Annotated in this window: 17 protein-coding genes and 1 pseudogene; 10 read left to right on the plus strand and 8 right to left on the minus strand. The window is 67.6% G+C overall.

What is annotated here, in order from left to right:
• Nucleotides 1-27: 27 nt before the first annotated feature.
• The 4 genes from ACQCSX_RS15070 to ACQCSX_RS15085 all read right to left on the minus strand — a co-directional run bounded on the left by ACQCSX_RS15070 (nt 28) and on the right by ACQCSX_RS15085 (nt 3,154).
• The gene (locus tag ACQCSX_RS15070) at nt 28-1,332 is read right to left on the minus strand and encodes a uracil-xanthine permease family protein (RefSeq protein WP_427016090.1); all 1,305 of its coding nucleotides are present in this window, start codon (nt 1,330-1,332) and stop codon (nt 28-30) included.
• Between the two features lie 159 nt (nt 1,333-1,491).
• Nucleotides 1,492-1,998, minus strand: a complete 507-nt coding sequence (locus ACQCSX_RS15075; protein WP_427016091.1) for a CopD family protein — start codon at nt 1,996-1,998, stop codon at nt 1,492-1,494.
• Nucleotides 1,995-2,561, minus strand: coding sequence for a hypothetical protein (locus tag ACQCSX_RS15080; protein WP_427016092.1), 567 nt, complete (start codon nt 2,559-2,561; stop codon nt 1,995-1,997). The genes ACQCSX_RS15075 and ACQCSX_RS15080 overlap by 4 nt, the downstream gene beginning before the upstream one ends.
• Nucleotides 2,562-2,845: 284 nt before the next feature.
• Nucleotides 2,846-3,154 (minus strand): ArsR/SmtB family transcription factor, encoded by a 309-nt coding sequence (locus ACQCSX_RS15085; RefSeq protein ID WP_427016093.1) that lies wholly within the window; start codon nt 3,152-3,154, stop codon nt 2,846-2,848.
• A 53-nt stretch (nt 3,155-3,207) separates the two neighbouring features.
• Here ACQCSX_RS15085 and ACQCSX_RS15090 point away from each other — a divergent pair, with 53 nt between their 5' ends.
• Nucleotides 3,208-4,128 (plus strand): cation diffusion facilitator family transporter, encoded by a 921-nt coding sequence (locus ACQCSX_RS15090; RefSeq protein ID WP_427016094.1) that lies wholly within the window; start codon nt 3,208-3,210, stop codon nt 4,126-4,128.
• 162 nt (nt 4,129-4,290) lie between these two features.
• On the opposite strand, the gene pgm is transcribed toward ACQCSX_RS15090, so the two are convergent.
• Nucleotides 4,291-5,949, minus strand: a complete 1,659-nt coding sequence (gene pgm, locus ACQCSX_RS15095; RefSeq protein ID WP_427016095.1) for a phosphoglucomutase (alpha-D-glucose-1,6-bisphosphate-dependent) — start codon at nt 5,947-5,949, stop codon at nt 4,291-4,293.
• A 192-nt stretch (nt 5,950-6,141) separates the two neighbouring features.
• Between pgm and ACQCSX_RS15100 the strand changes: the two genes are divergently transcribed.
• Nucleotides 6,142-6,747: a DUF4190 domain-containing protein gene (locus ACQCSX_RS15100; protein WP_427016096.1), complete on the plus strand. Its 606-nt coding sequence runs from the start codon at nt 6,142-6,144 to the stop codon at nt 6,745-6,747.
• Nucleotides 6,748-6,950: 203 nt separating this feature from the next.
• Here the strand turns inward: ACQCSX_RS15100 and ACQCSX_RS15105 are convergent, their stop codons facing one another.
• The gene (locus tag ACQCSX_RS15105; RefSeq protein ID WP_427016097.1) at nt 6,951-8,417 is read right to left on the minus strand and encodes a peptide MFS transporter; all 1,467 of its coding nucleotides are present in this window, start codon (nt 8,415-8,417) and stop codon (nt 6,951-6,953) included.
• Nucleotides 8,418-8,521: 104 nt separating this feature from the next.
• Between ACQCSX_RS15105 and ACQCSX_RS15110 the strand changes: the two genes are divergently transcribed.
• Complete coding sequence (locus tag ACQCSX_RS15110; protein WP_427016098.1) at nt 8,522-8,848, plus strand: rhodanese-like domain-containing protein; 327 nt, start codon at nt 8,522-8,524, stop codon at nt 8,846-8,848.
• Between the two features lie 158 nt (nt 8,849-9,006).
• Nucleotides 9,007-9,177: a hypothetical protein gene (locus tag ACQCSX_RS15115; protein WP_427016099.1), complete on the plus strand. Its 171-nt coding sequence runs from the start codon at nt 9,007-9,009 to the stop codon at nt 9,175-9,177.
• 38 nt (nt 9,178-9,215) lie between these two features.
• Here ACQCSX_RS15115 and ACQCSX_RS15120 read toward each other — a convergent pair whose 3' ends face one another.
• Nucleotides 9,216-10,277, minus strand: coding sequence for a diacylglycerol/lipid kinase family protein (locus tag ACQCSX_RS15120; protein ID WP_427016100.1), 1,062 nt, complete (start codon nt 10,275-10,277; stop codon nt 9,216-9,218).
• Nucleotides 10,278-10,329: 52 nt separating this feature from the next.
• Here ACQCSX_RS15120 and serS point away from each other — a divergent pair, with 52 nt between their 5' ends.
• The 6 genes and pseudogenes from serS (at nt 10,330) to ACQCSX_RS15150 (ending at nt 14,772) form a co-directional block, all read left to right on the plus strand.
• Nucleotides 10,330-11,622 carry a serine--tRNA ligase gene (gene serS / locus ACQCSX_RS15125; protein ID WP_427016101.1) on the plus strand — a complete coding sequence of 431 codons (1,293 nt, stop codon included), beginning with the start codon at nt 10,330-10,332 and terminating at the stop codon, nt 11,620-11,622.
• A 254-nt stretch (nt 11,623-11,876) separates the two neighbouring features.
• Nucleotides 11,877-12,725, plus strand: coding sequence for an HAD family hydrolase (locus ACQCSX_RS15130; RefSeq protein ID WP_427016102.1), 849 nt, complete (start codon nt 11,877-11,879; stop codon nt 12,723-12,725).
• Between the two features lie 218 nt (nt 12,726-12,943).
• Nucleotides 12,944-13,321, plus strand: coding sequence for a transposase (locus ACQCSX_RS15135; protein ID WP_427016103.1), 378 nt, complete (start codon nt 12,944-12,946; stop codon nt 13,319-13,321).
• A 55-nt stretch (nt 13,322-13,376) separates the two neighbouring features.
• Nucleotides 13,377-13,577, plus strand: a pseudogene (locus ACQCSX_RS15140) (IS5/IS1182 family transposase); the annotation flags it as partial.
• 2 nt (nt 13,578-13,579) lie between these two features.
• On the plus strand, nt 13,580-13,825 hold the full coding sequence (locus ACQCSX_RS15145; RefSeq protein ID WP_427016104.1) for a transposase: 246 nt from the start codon (nt 13,580-13,582) through the stop codon (nt 13,823-13,825).
• Nucleotides 13,826-13,928: 103 nt separating this feature from the next.
• Nucleotides 13,929-14,772, plus strand: a protein-coding gene (locus ACQCSX_RS15150; protein WP_427018933.1) for an IS5 family transposase whose coding sequence is annotated in 2 segments (ribosomal slippage) — nt 13,929-14,234 and nt 14,236-14,772 — 843 coding nt in all. Because the reading frame shifts where the segments join, the coding sequence is not laid out codon by codon here.
• Here the strand turns inward: ACQCSX_RS15150 and ACQCSX_RS15155 are convergent.
• Entirely contained in the window at nt 14,769-15,257 is a 489-nt protein-coding gene (locus tag ACQCSX_RS15155) for an inorganic diphosphatase (RefSeq protein WP_427016105.1), read from the minus strand. The genes ACQCSX_RS15150 and ACQCSX_RS15155 overlap by 4 nt on opposite strands.
• Nucleotides 15,258-15,398: the final 141 nt, after the last annotated feature.

Genomic DNA, 15,398 nt, shown 5'->3' on the forward strand with positions numbered 1-15,398 from the left:
GCGAAAGAACGTCCATCTCAACGAGGCCTAGGACGCCACGGGCTCGGTCTCGGGCTCCTCGGCGCCGACGGCGGTGCCGCGCCACTTCGCGAGCGCATTCATCCCGTGGTAGATGACCAGTGCGGCGGCGGTGCCCAGCGCGATGCCGGCAAACTGCAGCTGGCCGATGGTCCAGGTGTAGTCGGCGATGCCGATGATCAGTGCGACGGCGGCGGTGGTCAGGTTGACCTGGTTGGAGAAGCTGACCTTGTTCTGCACCCAGATCCGCACACCCAGCACGCCGATCATGCCGTAGAGCAGCGTGGCCGCACCGCCCAGCACGCCCACGGGCACGGTGGCGATCATGGCGCCGAACTTGGGCGAGAAGCTGAGCACCAGGGCGGCCGTCGCTGCCACGTAGTAGGCGGCGGTGGAGTAGACCTTGGTGGCGGCCATGACGCCGATGTTCTCCGCGTAGGTGGTGGTGCCGGAGCCGCCGCCCAGGCCGGCCAGTGTGGTGGCGATGCCGTCGGAGAGCAGCGCGCGTCCGGCGTACGGGTCAAGGTTCTTGCCGGTCATCAGCGCCACCGACTTCACGTGGCCGATGTTCTCCGCCACCAGCACCAGCACCACGGGGACAAAGAGCCCGACGACGGCGATGTGGAAGGTGGGCGTCTGGAACTGCGGTAGGCCGATCCAGGCGGCGGCATCGATGGAGCTGAAGTCCACCTCGCCGCGCAGCAGCGCCACCAGGTAGCCCGCCAGCACGCCGACCAGGATGGCGAGCCGGCCCAGGATGCCGCGGAACAGCACGCTGACCAGGATGATGACCACCAGCGTGATGGTGGCGGTGACGGGGGCGGCCACAAAGTTGTTCTTCGCCGCCGGGGCCAGGTTCAGACCGATCAGCGCCACGATGGTGCCGGTGACGGCCGGCGGCATGAGCCGGTTGATCCAGCCCGCGCCAAACTTCTGCACCACCAGGCCAATGAGGGCCAGTACGACGCCGGCCATCACCACGCCGCCGAGGGCGCCGCTGACGCCGAACTCCTTTTGCGAGGCCATGATGGGGGCGATGAAGGCAAAGCTGGAACCGAGGTAGCTCGGGACCCGCCCCGCGGTCAGCACCAGGAACAGCAGGGTGCCGATGCCGGAGAAGAAGAGCGTGGTGGCCGGCGGCATGCCGGTGATGATGGGAACCAGGAACGTGGCGCCGAACATCGCCACCACGTGCTGGAGGCCGATGCCGACGGTGCGCGGCCAGCTCAGCCGCTCGCCGGGGGACACCACCTCGCCGGGTTTGATGGTCTTGCCATCTCCGTGGACCGTCCAGCGGGTTCCCAACATGCTCATGCGTGTATGCCTCTCATCTGCGCCCCAAGGTGGTTGTGGCCATCGCCAAGGATATCGGTCATCGGATATCCCGGGCGCAGGACGGGGGAGCCTGTGGGCGTGGGCGGCGACGGCGGGAGGCGCCTCCCGCCGTCGCCATCCCTGCCCCGCGGGGAGGAGCTAGGTGGCCGACCGGCGGTAGGCGGCCTTGGCGGATCCCCAGAACAGCAGGGCCATGACGGCCAGCCCGGCCACGGCCATGGCCAGAATGCTGCCATCGAACACGGCCGGCCCAAACGCCGCATCCACGGTGCCCTTCCCGGCGTCGGCGGCTGCCTGCTTGCGGGCTGAGCCGGAGAGGAAGGGGACCAGGCCCAGCACGGCCTCCAGCAGCACTGTCTTGCGGCAGGTGCCCAGGCCCAGGGCCAGCACGGAGTCGGTCTGCGAGTGCGCCCGGGCACGGTTGATGGCGGGGATCAGGTGCAGCTGGTTGATGGCGCCGAACACCACCAGGATCTTGGCGGTCAGCACCAGTCCGTACTGCGTGGTCACCATCTGGGAGAGGCTGCCGACGTGGACCCACGTCAGCCAGCCGCCCGAGAGGATGATGACGCCCAGCGAGACCATGGCCAACAGGGAGAACCGCTGCCAGAGCTCGGGCCAGAACGCCGCGGCAGCGGCCTTCAATGCTGTGCCGAGGTTCTTGCCACCGGCAGAAGCAGCAGGGTCAGGAAGACCAGCCCGCCCACCCAGACCGCGGAGGAGAGGATGTGGAACTGGCTGGCCAGCGGGCCAAGGACGGATTGCACGCTCAGGCCGGTGAACGAGGATGGCAGGGCCGGCTCAAGCAGCATCACGGTTCCGGCGATGGCGCCGACGGCGGCCAGCGCGGGGGCGGTTCCGCCCCAGCCCGGTGCACGGCCGGAGGCCAGCAGCCAGGCGCCCAGGGCTGCCAGCACCAGCGTCAGGACGGCGGCCAGCGTGGCCTCGCCGCCCGCGCCGATCCATTCGCCGTCCTTGGGTGCCGTCGCGAACAGCGCGGCCAGGTTGGCCGGGGCGAACCCCTCCCACAGGGTGGCCTTGGCCGCCTTGGCGCTGTCCCACCCGGTCTGCAGGAAGGCGGCAGGCACCAGCAGCAGCGCGGCAACGCCCAGGGTGAGCCGCAGCCGTCGGCCCAGCTGGGCGAGGAAGGCCGAGCCGCCGTCGATCCCTGAGCGGGCGATGGCCGCGAGCACGGCCAAGGCCGCCACCAGGAAGCCGCCCAGTACGAGCAGTTCGAGGGCCAGGTGGGTGAATTCGATCAGTTGCTTGCCTTCCGGCGGCGCCGGTGCGGCCGCTGCCAGGGCATGGAGATAGGGGCAATTGGCATGGGGGTTCCCTCAATGGATGTCGTGAAATGGTGTGGGGCCGCGCGTCCAGTCCGGGGGCGGCTGGTGGCGGCCCTGGCGGTGGCATGGCTGATCACGCCGTTACACTGCCAAGTCAAAGGATAGGCTACCCTAACCATGAGCATGTTGAGATTTGTGAACCCTGCTCAGTGTGGCCGGTGGTCCTCGCTGGCCTGCAGCACCAGTCCCAGCAGGTCGCCCAGCGCATGGGCCAGGCCGGGGTGGGCCAGCTCGTAGCGGGAGCGCCGGCCCTCCTGGACCACGCTCACCAGTCCGCAATCGCGCAGGCAGGCCAGGTGGTTGGAGATACTCTGCCGTGAGACGGCGAGCTTGTCCGCCAGGGCCGCGGGGTAGTTGGGCGCCTCGGCCAGGTCGATGAGGATTTGGGCGCGCGTGGGGTCGGAGAGGGCGTAGCCAAATCGGGCCAGCACCGCGGCTTTGCTAATGGTCTCCATTCTCAATATGGTACACCTGTCGCTGGATTCAGCTTCGGATGTACTATTGAGGCATGTCAGGACACGACCACTCCCACGCCCACGGCGCCGAATCCCACCAGGGCCGGCTGGCCGTGGCATTGGGCATCACCCTGGCGGTGTTTGTCCTGCAGGTGGTGGGCTCGCTCGTCACAGGTTCGCTGGCGCTGCTGTTCGACTCCGCCCATGTGCTGACTGACGCCGGCGGCCTGGCCATGGCCCTGCTGGCCGCCCGGCTGATGGCACGGCCCGCCACGGACCGCCGCACCTGGGGCTTTGCCCGCGCCGAGGTGCTGGCCGCGACGGCGCAGGCGGCCATCCTGCTGGCCGTGGGCCTGGTGGTGCTGGTGGAGGGCGTCAAACGTCTTTTCAACCCCACCGAGATCGCCTCAACCGAAATGGCGGTCTTTGGCGTCATCGGCCTGGTGGGCAACATCGTCTCGCTGCTGGTCCTCTCGGGCGGACGCGGCAGCAATTTCAACATGCGCGCCGCTTTCCTGGAGGTGGCCAACGATGCCCTCGGCTCGGTGGCCGTCATCGCTGCGGCGCTGGTCATCGCCTTCACCGGCTGGCTGCAGGCCGACGCCGTCGTCGCCATGGGCATCGGCGTGCTGATCCTGCCGCGCACCGTCAAGCTGCTGCTGGAAACCGTCAACGTGCTGCTGGAATCGACACCCAGCGGGCTGGACCTGGCCGCCATCCGCGAGCACATCCTCGCCGTCGACCACGTGCGCGGCGTGCACGACCTCCACGTCACCCAGATTGCCACCGGGCTGCCCGTGCTGACGGCGCACGTGGTGGTGGATTCGGAATGCTTCCACGACGGCCACGCGCCGCAGATGCTCGACGCCCTGCAAAAGTGCGTGGCGGGGCACTTCGAGGTCAGCATCGAGCATTCAACGTTCCAGCTCGAACCCGCCGGCCACACCGAGCACGAGCACGGCGTCCACCACTAGCGGGACGCCGCCTGATTTCGGCAGGCTCAATCAGCGAAGCCGCTGGTCGAACCTGGGCCCACGGCCGCGAGGGGCCCGCAGCGAGCCTGCGAGCGGTGCGAGCGGCTGGGGAGCGAGACCCTCGACGCTGGTTTCGGCAAGCTCAACCAGCGTCGAGGCCCCTTAGGAGATGACGCCGTCGACGAGCGCCTTGGCTTCGGCCTGGACCAGCTTCAGGTGCTCGTCGCCCTTGAAGGACTCCGCGTAGATCTTGTAGACGTCCTCGGTGCCGGAGGGGCGCGCGGCAAACCAGGCGCTCTCCGTGGTCACCTTCAGCCCGCCGATGGAGGCCCCGTTGCCCGGCGCCTCGGTCAGCTTGGCCGTGATGGGCTCGCCGGCCAGCATGGTGGCGGTGACGTCAGCCGCGGAGAGCTTGCCCAGGGCGGCCTTTTGCTCGCGGGTGGCAGCCGCGTCAATGCGCGCGTACGACGGCGCCCCAAAGCGGGCGGTCAGGTCGCCGTAGTGCTGCGAGGGGGTCTTGCCCGTCACCGCGGTGATCTCGGAGGCCAGCAGTGCCAGCAGGATGCCGTCCTTGTCGGTGGTCCAGACGGAGCCGTCCTTCTTCACGAAGGATGCGCCGGCGGATTCCTCGCCGCCAAAGACGCCCTCGCCGGAGAGCAGTCCGGGGACAAACCACTTGAAGCCCACCGGCACCTCCACCAGCGTGCGGCCCAGGTCCGCCGCCACGCGGTCGATGATGGAGGAGGAGACCAGTGTCTTGCCCACGCCCGCCGTCGCGGGCCAGAGCGGACGGTGGGTGTACAGGTACTGGATGGCCACGGCGAGGTAGTGGTTCGGGTTCATCAGCCCGGCATCGGGGGTGACGATGCCATGGCGGTCGGCGTCGGCGTCGTTCCCGGTGGCGATGTCGAAGGCCGCGCCGCCGGCGCCGGGGGCGAGCTTGGCGATCAGCGAGGCCATGGCAAACGGGGAGGAGCAATCCATCCGGATCTTCTCGTCCCAGTCCAGCGTCATGAACGCCCACTGCGGGTCGATGGTCGGGTTCACCACCGTCAGGTCCAGGTGGTGGCGCTCGCCAATCTCGCCCCAGTAGTCCACGGAGGCGCCGCCCATCGGGTCGGCGCCGATGCGCACGCCTGCGGAGCGGATGGCGTCCAAGTCCAGCACGGAGGACAGATCCTCCACATAGCCGGAGAGGAAATCGAACTTGCCAGTGGTCTCGGCCACCATGGCCTCGGCCAGCGGCACCCGGCGCACGCCGCGCAGCCCGTCCTCGAGCAGTTCGTTGGCGCGGTTGGCGATCCAGCCGGTGGCGTCGGAGTCGGCCGGGCCGCCGTGCGGCGGGTTGTACTTGAAGCCGCCGTCACCGGGCGGGTTGTGCGAGGGGGTCACCACGATGCCGTCGGCCTGGCCGTTCCCGGCGGAGCGGCCCTTGTTGTAGCTGAGGATCGCGTGCGAGACGGCCGGGGTGGGAGTGTAGCCGTGGCGGGCATCGATGAGCACCTGCACGCCGTTGCCGCCCAACACCTCCAGTGCGGTGTTCTGCGCCGGCTCGCTGAGGGCATGGGTGTCCTTGCCCATGAACAGCGGACCGGTGATGCCCTGCCCGGCGCGGTATTCGATGATCGCCTGCGTGATGGCGGCGATGTGGCCCTCGTTGAAGGAGGACTTCAGGCTCGAGCCGCGGTGGCCGGAGGTGCCGAAGGCAACGCGCTGCCCCGGATCGGACAGGTCTGGGACGAGATCGTAGTAGGCGTCCAGCAAAGCTGTGAGGTCAACAAGGTCTTGGGGAAGGGCAACAGTGCCCGCGCGGCTAGCCATGGAACCAGCATGCCAGAGCATGCGCGGTGTTGGCAGCGCCGACCCGCAGTGTGGACTTCCATGACGGACGACGACGGCGGATGGTGGCCGCCGCCGTCGTCCCGCGATTGGGCCCCCGCTGCTGGGGTCCGGCGGGGCGCAGCTGCCCTACGATGGAGCTAATCGCTCATTTTCACCTGTGGGGAGCCTCCAATGACGCAACAGCCAGACCAGCCGGGCCAGCCCGATCCGAACAACCTGCCCCCGGTCCCGCCAGCCAGCCCCTACGGCCAGCCGGCCTCGGCCGAGCCGGGCCCCTACGGCCAGCCGGCGGCGGATCCGTTTGCCCCGCCATCCCCCTACGGCCAGCCGCCGCAGCCTGCCCAGCAGCCTCCCGCGGACCCGTACGCGCAGCCCGGCCCGTACGCGCAACCTGCCCCGTACGGCCAGCAGCCGCCCTACGCACAGCAGCCGTACGGCCAGGCACCCTCTGCGCAGCCCGGCCCCTATGGCCAGGCCCCGTACGGCCAACCCACCTACTATGCCCCGGCGTCCACCGGCCCCAAGACCCTGAGCATCACCTCGATGGTCCTGGGCCTGGCCTCTCTGCTGCTGGGCTTCGGCTTCCTCATCCTGCCCCAGATCGCCGGCATCGTCACCGGCCACATGGCCATGAAGAAGGAGGCGCCGCAGGGGAAGCCGTTCTTCCTCACCGGCCTGATCAGCAGCTACCTGGCCCTGGCCGGATTCGCGCTGTTCTACATCGTGCTCATCATCGGCCTCGTCTACGGCGCCCAGACCGGTTACGGCAACTACTAGGACGGCGCGGGCCGGCTGGCCCGGCAGACGCAAACGGCGGCCCCACCACATAGGTGGGGCCGCCGTCGTCGCACCGGGCCCTGCCCGAAAGACCGGAGATCCGGGCCGGCAAGTGGGTGGGCCCACGCGCCCGGTGGGCCCACGCGCCCGAGGGGCCCCAATGGTGGCTCGCTTGCGAGTCGCCTTTGGGGAGGGCGTGGGGACTAGTGGACGCCGGCCATCAACTTCTTGATGGGCTTGGCGGCGAGCGCGAGCACCACACCCAGGGCGATGGCGAGCAGGCCGATCACCGTGAAGTACGGAGCATCGTTCTTCTCGTCGTAGTACCCGGCAAACACCCCCGAGAGGGCCGTGCCGAGCGAGACGGAGAGGAAGAACAGCGCCACCATCTGCGTCTTGAAGGCCTCGGGCGCCAGCTTGGTGGCCAGCGACAGGCCCACGGGGGAGAGCATGAGCTCGGCCACCGTGAAGAGCAGCAGGATGCCGGCAATGGCCAGCAGCGGCACGGAGGCCAGCCCGGAGAGCGGAATGAATGCCAGGTACGCCAGTCCCATGACCACCAGGGCGATAGCGAACTTGATCGGTGTCACGGGCTGGCGGGACCCCAGCTTGGTCCACATGGCCGCGAACACGCCGGCCAGCAGGATGATGAAGATCGGGTTGATGGACTGGACCCACGTGGGGGGCATTTCCCAGCCGAACAGGTGCCGGTCCAGCCGGACGTCCGCATAGACGGCCAGCACGGTGAACTGCTGCTGGAACAGCGACCAGAACGCGGCGCTGGCAATGAACAGCGGAATGAAGGAGTACACGCGGCTGCGCTCGGGTCCCTGCAGCTTCTTCGAGGACAGGATCACCACAAAATAGGCGATGGTCGCGGCCACCACCAGGCCCACAATGACCCACTTGAGGTTGGCGGCGGTGACCAGCCCGGTGGCCACGGCCAGCACAATGAGCGCCACGCCCGCTGCGGCGAGGATGCCCACCAGCGCGAACTTCTCCCGGGGGAGCGGGTTGGGGACGTGGTGCGCGGATTCGGGCAGGTTCTTGCGGGTCAGGGCGTACTGGGTCAGGCCCAGCGCCATGCCGACGGCGGCGGCACCGAAGCCGACGTGGAAGCCGAAGTCCTTCTGCAGCCAGCCGGTCACCAGTGGGCCGATCAGACCGCCAATGTTGATGCCCATGTAGAAGATCGAGAACCCGGCGTCGCGGCGGTCGTCGTTCTCCTTGTAGAGCGTGCCCACCAGCGAGGTGGCGTTGGCCTTCAGCCCACCGGAGCCCACGCCCACCAGGATCAGGCCGACGGCGAGGCCGGCGGCGCCGGGCAGGACGGCCAGGGAGATATGGCCGGCCATGATCAGCAGGGCGCTGAAGAACAGCACCCGCTCCGAACCCAGCAGGCGGTCGGCCACCCAGGCGCCCAGAATCGTCGACAGGTACACGCCTCCGCCGTACGCTCCAACGATGCCCAGCGCGGTGCCCTGGTCGATGCCCAGCCCGCCCTGTGTGGTGGTGTAGTACATGTAGTAGGCCAGAATGCCCTGCATGCCGTAGAACGAGAAACGCTCCCACAGCTCCACGCTGAAGAGGTTCAACAGCATCTTGGGTTGGCCGAAGAACGACCTGTCTTGGGTTTCTGGGGGCGTCTGCCCGGGGATTGTAGACTTCATCCGGCCAATTTTCGCACTTTGACGGCCCCTCGTCACATTTGCCGGTCCGCAGCAGCGATATTCTTAAAGCCCACGCATCCCAAAAAAGCAGGAGAACACCCGCCGTGTCAGAGGTAATGAACGTCACCGTCGATCAGCTGGTCGCCGGCTCCCTGATCCTTGATGTCCGTGAGGACTACGAGTGGGAGGCCGGCCACGTGGACGGTGCCCTGCACATCCCGCTCGAGCAGCTGCCGGCCCGCCTGGACGAGCTGGATCCCGATGCCGACCTGAACATCATCTGCCGCACCGGCGGCCGCTCGTTCCGGGCCACCACCTGGCTGACGGAGAACGGCTACACCGCCTTCAACGTCGCCGGCGGAATGGGGGCCTGGCAGGACGCCGAGCTTCCCATGGTGTCCGAGAACGGCCAGGCGCCCCGCGTCCTCTAGCCCGGCGGTTGGCTTCACGCACCGGCATGCCCGCCCCAATTTTGGGGCGGGCATGCCGGGTTAATTGGTCCCGCTTTCCTCTATTCCGCGGGGGTCAGCGTGCGTATGCTGTGCTTACCCCATGGCGGGGCGGTTGCTCTTACGAAAGGGGATGTGCGATGACTGCCTACAAGGTAAACGACAGCAACGATGACGGCACCATCGTCAATCCTGGCGCGCAGTATGTACGCGACGATTCTGTGGGGGACGCTGCGGACGAGGCCAACGATCTGCGCTTTGGCGAAGAGGAAACGCTGATCCGCGAACAGGGACACCACAAGGACGCCTAGGGTCTCCTTGGTCCGCCGGGCCGTGCGGGGACGGCCAGCTACGCGGTGGGGGCGGGGACGCGGACCAGCAGGGATGCCGGATCCACCGTCACGGTGACCCTCGTCGCCGGGCCCGCCGGATCGCCGTCGAGCTGGGTTTCCACCGGCATTGCCGTGCGCACCGTCACCGTGCGGGTCCGGTAGAAGTCGATCACCGGAATGCCGCCCTTGTGCTGGAACAGGATCTTGCCCATCATGGCCACCCAGCCGATGGCGCTGCGCGGGCTCACCACCACCACGTCCAGCACGCCGTCGTCGATCAGCGCGCCCGGCACGAAGTCGATTCCGCCGGGGAGCAGGGCACAGTTGGCGAACAGGACGGTGCGGACCTTGCGCTGCTGGACCGGGGCGTCGTCCATGGCGATGCTGATCTTCTTGCGCCGGCCCACCATGTGGCGCATGCCCGCCTCGGAATAGGCCAGCCAGCCCACCGTCTTCTTCAGCTGGTCGTTGGTGTCGCCCATGACCTCGGCGTCCATGCCCAGCCCGGCGATCACCAGGAATGCGTGCCGGCCGGTGGCGCCCGTGACCGAGTTTTCCGTCTCCATCACCGCCGTGTCGATCCGGCGCTGGTGGCCAAAGAGGGCGGTCTGCACATTGGAGTGGATGTCGTTGATGTCCAGGGCGATGTTGCGGGCCAGCAGGTTGCCGGTGCCCAGCGGGATCAACCCCAGCGGGATGTCCGTGTGCCGCAGCGCCTCGGCCACGGCGCGCACGGTGCCGTCCCCGCCGCCGGCAATCACGACGTCGGCCCCGAAATCCAGCGCCTGGCGCGCCTGGGCAAAGCCCGGGTCCTCGGCGCTGGTTTCCAGGAAGAGCGGTGTGTCCCAGCCGGCCAGGGCGGTGGAGCGCAGGATGAACGTTTTGGCGTCCGCTGACCCGGCCTTGGCCGGATTGAGGATCACCGCCACCTTCTGCTTGTCCAGGTGGACCTTGTGCGGGGACTGGGCGACGGCGCTGCGCGTGTGCCGCTGTGCGAGCTTGCGCACACCCCACCAACTGAACAGGCCAAAAAGGACGCAGGCGAGCACAATGATGAGGACTACGACCTGAGTTGGCATGGTTCTACCAACAATAGCCGGTGGCAGCTGTGCGATTGGATACCCTTAGACGGTGATCGACGTACGAGACCTCAGCGAAAACCCTGACCAATACCGAGCCAGCCAGCGTGCGCGCGGCGCCGACGAGTCGGTGGTTGATGCGATCATCGCTGCCGATGCCTCCCGGAAGAGCTCCATCACCTCCTATGAGGCGCTGCGTGCGGAGCAGAACGCCTTCGGCAAGAAGGTGGCCGCCGCCAAGGGCGAGGAAAAGCAGGCCCTGCTGGCAGAGGTCAAGGAACTGGCCATCTCCGTGAAGGCCGCCGGCGCCGCCGCCGATGCCGCCGCCGCCGAGCAGGACTCCCTGGTGCGTGCGCTGCCCAACCTCGTCGCCGACGGCGTCCCCGAGGGCGGCGAGGACGATTACATTGTCGTCAAGACCGTCGGCACGCCGCGCGAATTCCCCGACTTCGAACCCCGCGACCACCTGGAGATCGGCGAGCTCATCGGCGCCATCGACATGGAGCGCGGCGCCAAGGTCTCCGGCTCGCGCTTCTACTTCCTGCGCGGCGTCGGCGCCCGGCTGGAAATGGCCCTGCTGCAGCTGGCCATGGACCAGGCCATCGAGGCCGGCTTCGTCCCGATGATCACCCCCACCCTGGTGCGCCCGGAGACCATGGCCGGCACCGGGTTCGACGTCAAGCACGACGCCGAGATCTACCGCCTGGCCGAGGACGACCTCTACCTGGTGGGCACCTCGGAGGTGGCCCTGGCCGGCTACCACAGCGACGAGATCATCGACCTCTCCGCCGGCCCCATCCGCTATGCCGGCTGGTCCTCCTGCTACCGCCGCGAGGCCGGCTCGCACGGCAAAGACACCCGCGGCATCATCCGCGTGCACCAGTTCAACAAGGTGGAGATGTTCACCTACACCACCGTTGAAGAGGCCGCAGGCGAGCACGAGCGCCTGCTCGCCTGGGAGGAGGAAATGCTGGCCAAGGTGGAGCTGCCGTACCGCGTCATCGACACCGCCGCCGGCGATCTGGGCAACTCCGCCGCCCGCAAGTTCGACTGCGAGGCCTGGGTCCCCACCCAGGGCGCCTACCGCGAGCTCACCTCCACCTCCAACTGCACCACCTACCAGGCGCGCCGGCTGAACATCCGCGAACGCCAGAACACCGACGAAGGAGGAAAACCGGGCAGCAAGGGCACCACCCGCGCCGTCGCCACCCTCAACGGCACGCTGGCCACCACCCGCTGGATCGTGGCCATCCTGGAGCACCACCAGAACGCCGACGGCTCGGTCAACGTCCCCGTTGCCCTGCGCAAGTACCTCGGCGGCCTGGAAGTCTTCCCGGTCCTCTAGGATTCTGCGCTCCCGGGACCGCGTCTGTCCGTCACCATCCGCCCCACCCGGGCGGATGGTGGGCCCACGGCGGCGCGGGACCCATCGCGAGCTTGCGAGCACGGGGAGCCGCTGGGGACGGGCAGGCGCGGTTTTTTGTGGGGTGGCTGCGAGTTACCCACAGTGGGGAGAAGCTGTGAGTATTTACCCGGAGTTCATCTGGGCTGTGTCCCGGGCTACAGCGCTGGAGTGCGGGGATCTGGTTCACTTGAAACATGACAACTTTGACTGAAAACTCAGTCTCTGGCATCGATGACCAGAGGAATGACACGAAAACCACACACCTGGTGGCCCTGGATGTAGACGGCACGCTGGTGGACCACGACGGCCACATGAGCGAGGCCGTCCGCGAGGCCGCACGCCGCACAGTGGCCGCCGGACACCATGTCATCATCGCCACCGGCCGCTCGCTCGGCGCCATGCTGCCGGTGATCGAGCAGATCGGCCTGGAGCGCGGCTACGGCGTCTGCTCCAACGGCGGCGTCACCATCCACCTCGATCCCGCCTTGGAGGCCGGCTACGAGGTCATCGACCGCGAGACCTTTGACCCCGCCCCGGCCCTGGCCACGCTGCGGGACCGCGTTCCCGGCGCGCGCTACGCACTGGAGGATGAGGACGGCAACTTCCTCTCGACGGAGCGCTTCCAGGACGCCAGCTTCGGCATCGAGGCGCAGGGCGTGGACTTCCACCAGCTCATGAACACCCGGGCCGTGCGCGTGGTGGTCAACAGCGTGGACGCCAGCACCGAGGAATTCACCGCAGCGGTGGCCAATTGCGGGTTGCAGGGCGTGGCCTATTCGGTGGGCTGGACGGCCTGGCTGGACATTGCCGCGGCCGGCGTCACCAAGGCCACAGCACTGGAAAAGCTGCGCCAGCGCTTGGATGTCCACCCGGAATTGACGGTGGCCGTGGGCGACGGCGGCAACGACCTTGAGATGCTGGCCTGGGCCGGCCGCGGGGTGGCCATGGGCCAGGCGGACGACTACGTGAAGGCGGCCGCCAACGAGGTCACCGCATCGGTGTACGACGACGGTGCCGCGCACGTGCTGCACAGCCTCCTGTAGCTCCACCGCCTCCGCGAACCGTCATTTGTGGCCAATGTTTCCGCTGAACATTGGCCACAAATGACGGTTCGGCGAAGGAACGTGACAGGACATACGACGGCGGCCCCCACCATTTGGTGGGGGCCGCCGTCGTGCGCGGAGGCGAAAGGCCTAGGGTGTGTCTCCTAATCAGTGGTTTTGCGGTTTGGCATGATTGATGGGTGCCTTCTCGCTATTCCGTGTTGTCCGATGCCCAGTGGGAGTCCATTGCCCCGTTGATGCCCGATTCGTCGGGGAAACCGGGCCGACCCTTCAACGACCACCGGCTGATGACCGAGGGCATCATCTACCGCTACCGGGCAGGGATCCCATGGCGTGATCTCCCTGCCTATTTCGGGTCGTGGAAGACCGTGTGGAAGCACCACCGCCGCAACGCCGCCAACGGGACCTGGGACAAGGTCCTGGCGGCGTTGCTGACCCGCGCGGACACGGCCGGGCTGATCAACTGGGAGGTCTCGATCGACTCCACGGTCAACCGTGCCCACCAGCACGGCACGAACCTGCCCCGCCACACAGGGGGACCTGTCGAATTACAGGAATCTGCTCGACGAGCCTGAGGACCATGCCATCGGCCGGTCCCGCGGCGGGCTGACCACCAAGATCCACGCCCTGGTGGATGGCAACATGCGTCCCCTGGTCCTGCTGCTGGGGCCGGGCCAGGGCGGGGACTCGCCGATGTTTGAGAACCTCATGGAGGCCCTGAAGGTAGAAAGGCCCGGTCCCGGCCGGGCCCGCACCCGCCCGGACCGGGCCATGGCCGACAAGGCCTATTCCTCCAAAGCAATCCGGGCGTACCTGCGCGGGCGGGGCATCGAGTGCGTTATCCCGGAAAAGGACGACCAGAAGGCCAACCGGAAACGCAAGGGCTCCGCCGGGGACGCCCCGTCAGATACGACAGGGACGCCTACAAACGGCGCAATGTGGTCGAGCGCAGCTTCAACACCCTCAAGCAATGGCGGTCCCTGGCCACCCGCTACGACAAACTGGCCCTCACCTACCGCTCAGCGGCCGTCCTGCACGCCGTCGTCATCTGGAGCGCCGCATTGGGAGACACGCCCTAGGGTGTGTCTCCTAATCAGTGGTTTTGCGGTTTGGCATGATTGATGGGTGCCTTCTCGCTATTCCGTGTTGTCCGATGCCCAGTGGGAGTCCATTGCCCCGTTGATGCCCGATTCGTCGGGGAAACCGGGCCGACCCTTCAACGACCACCGGCTGATGACCGAGGGCATCATCTACCGCTACCGGGCAGGGATCCCATGGCGTGATCTCCCTGCCTATTTCGGGTCGTGGAAGACCGTGTGGAAGCACCACCGCCGCAACGCCGCCAACGGGACCTGGGACAAGGTCCTGGCGGCGTTGCTGACCCGCGCGGACACGGCCGGGCTGATCAACTGGGAGGTCTCGATCGACTCCACGGTCAACCGTGCCCACCAGCACGGCACGAACCTGCCCCGCCACACAGGGGGACCTGTCGAATTACAGGAATCTGCTCGACGAGCCTGAGGACCATGCCATCGGCCGGTCCCGCGGCGGGCTGACCACCAAGATCCACGCCCTGGTGGATGGCAACATGCGTCCCCTGGTCCTGCTGCTGGGGCCGGGCCAGGGCGGGGACTCGCCGATGTTTGAGAACCTCATGGAGGCCCTGAAGGTAGAAAGGCCCGGTCCCGGCCGGGCCCGCACCCGCCCGGACCGGGCCATGGCCGACAAGGCCTATTCCTCCAAAGCAATCCGGGCGTACCTGCGCGGGCGGGGCATCGAGTGCGTTATCCCGGAAAAGGACGACCAGAAGGCCAACCGGAAACGCAAGGGCTCCGCCGGGGGACGCCCCGTCAGATACGACAGGGACGCCTACAAACGGCGCAATGTGGTCGAGCGCAGCTTCAACACCCTCAAGCAATGGCGGTCCCTGGCCACCCGCTACGACAAACTGGCCCTCACCTACCGCTCAGCGGCCGTCCTGCACGCCGTCGTCATCTGGAGCGCCGCATTGGGAGACACGCCCTAGTGGCCCTCTGCTGCGAAACGCTTGATGGAGGCTTCCAGCTCGGCCTCGGCGGCGGCGCGGTCGGCCCAGCCCTCGGCCTTGACCCACTTGCCGGGCTCCAGGTCCTTGTAACGGGTGAAGAAGTGCTCGATCTCCTTGATCAGGAACTCGTCCACGTCGGAGATTTCCTGGATGTGGTCGAAGCGCTTGTCGTCGATGACGCACAGCACCTTGGCGTCTCCACCGCCGTCGTCGGTCATGTTGAAGACGCCGATCGGACGGGCGTCAACCACGACGCCGGGGTGCAGATCGAATTCCTGCAGCAGCACCAGGGCGTCCAGGGGATCGCCGTCCTCGCCGAGGGTGTTGTCGAAGTAGCCGTAGTGCGTGGGGTACTGCATGGACGTGAAGAGCACACGGTCCAGGCGGACGCGGCCGGTTTCGTGGTCGACTTCGTACTTGACGCGGGATCCGCGCGGGATCTCGATGGTGACGTCGTGAATCATGTGTGCTCCTAAGCAGTGGTCCGGCCCGGTGCCGGATCCGTAAAAGAGGCGGGTTGGGAAGCGCTCCGGCGCGGTGCCGCGCGTGGGCGCGGCAAACGGGCGCAGCGGCATTCCGTCTAATATGAGGATATAGGCGCTGGC

This window comes from Pseudarthrobacter sp. P1 (assembly GCF_050156935.1).
In the GTDB taxonomy this organism is placed as follows: domain Bacteria; phylum Actinomycetota; class Actinomycetes; order Actinomycetales; family Micrococcaceae; genus Specibacter.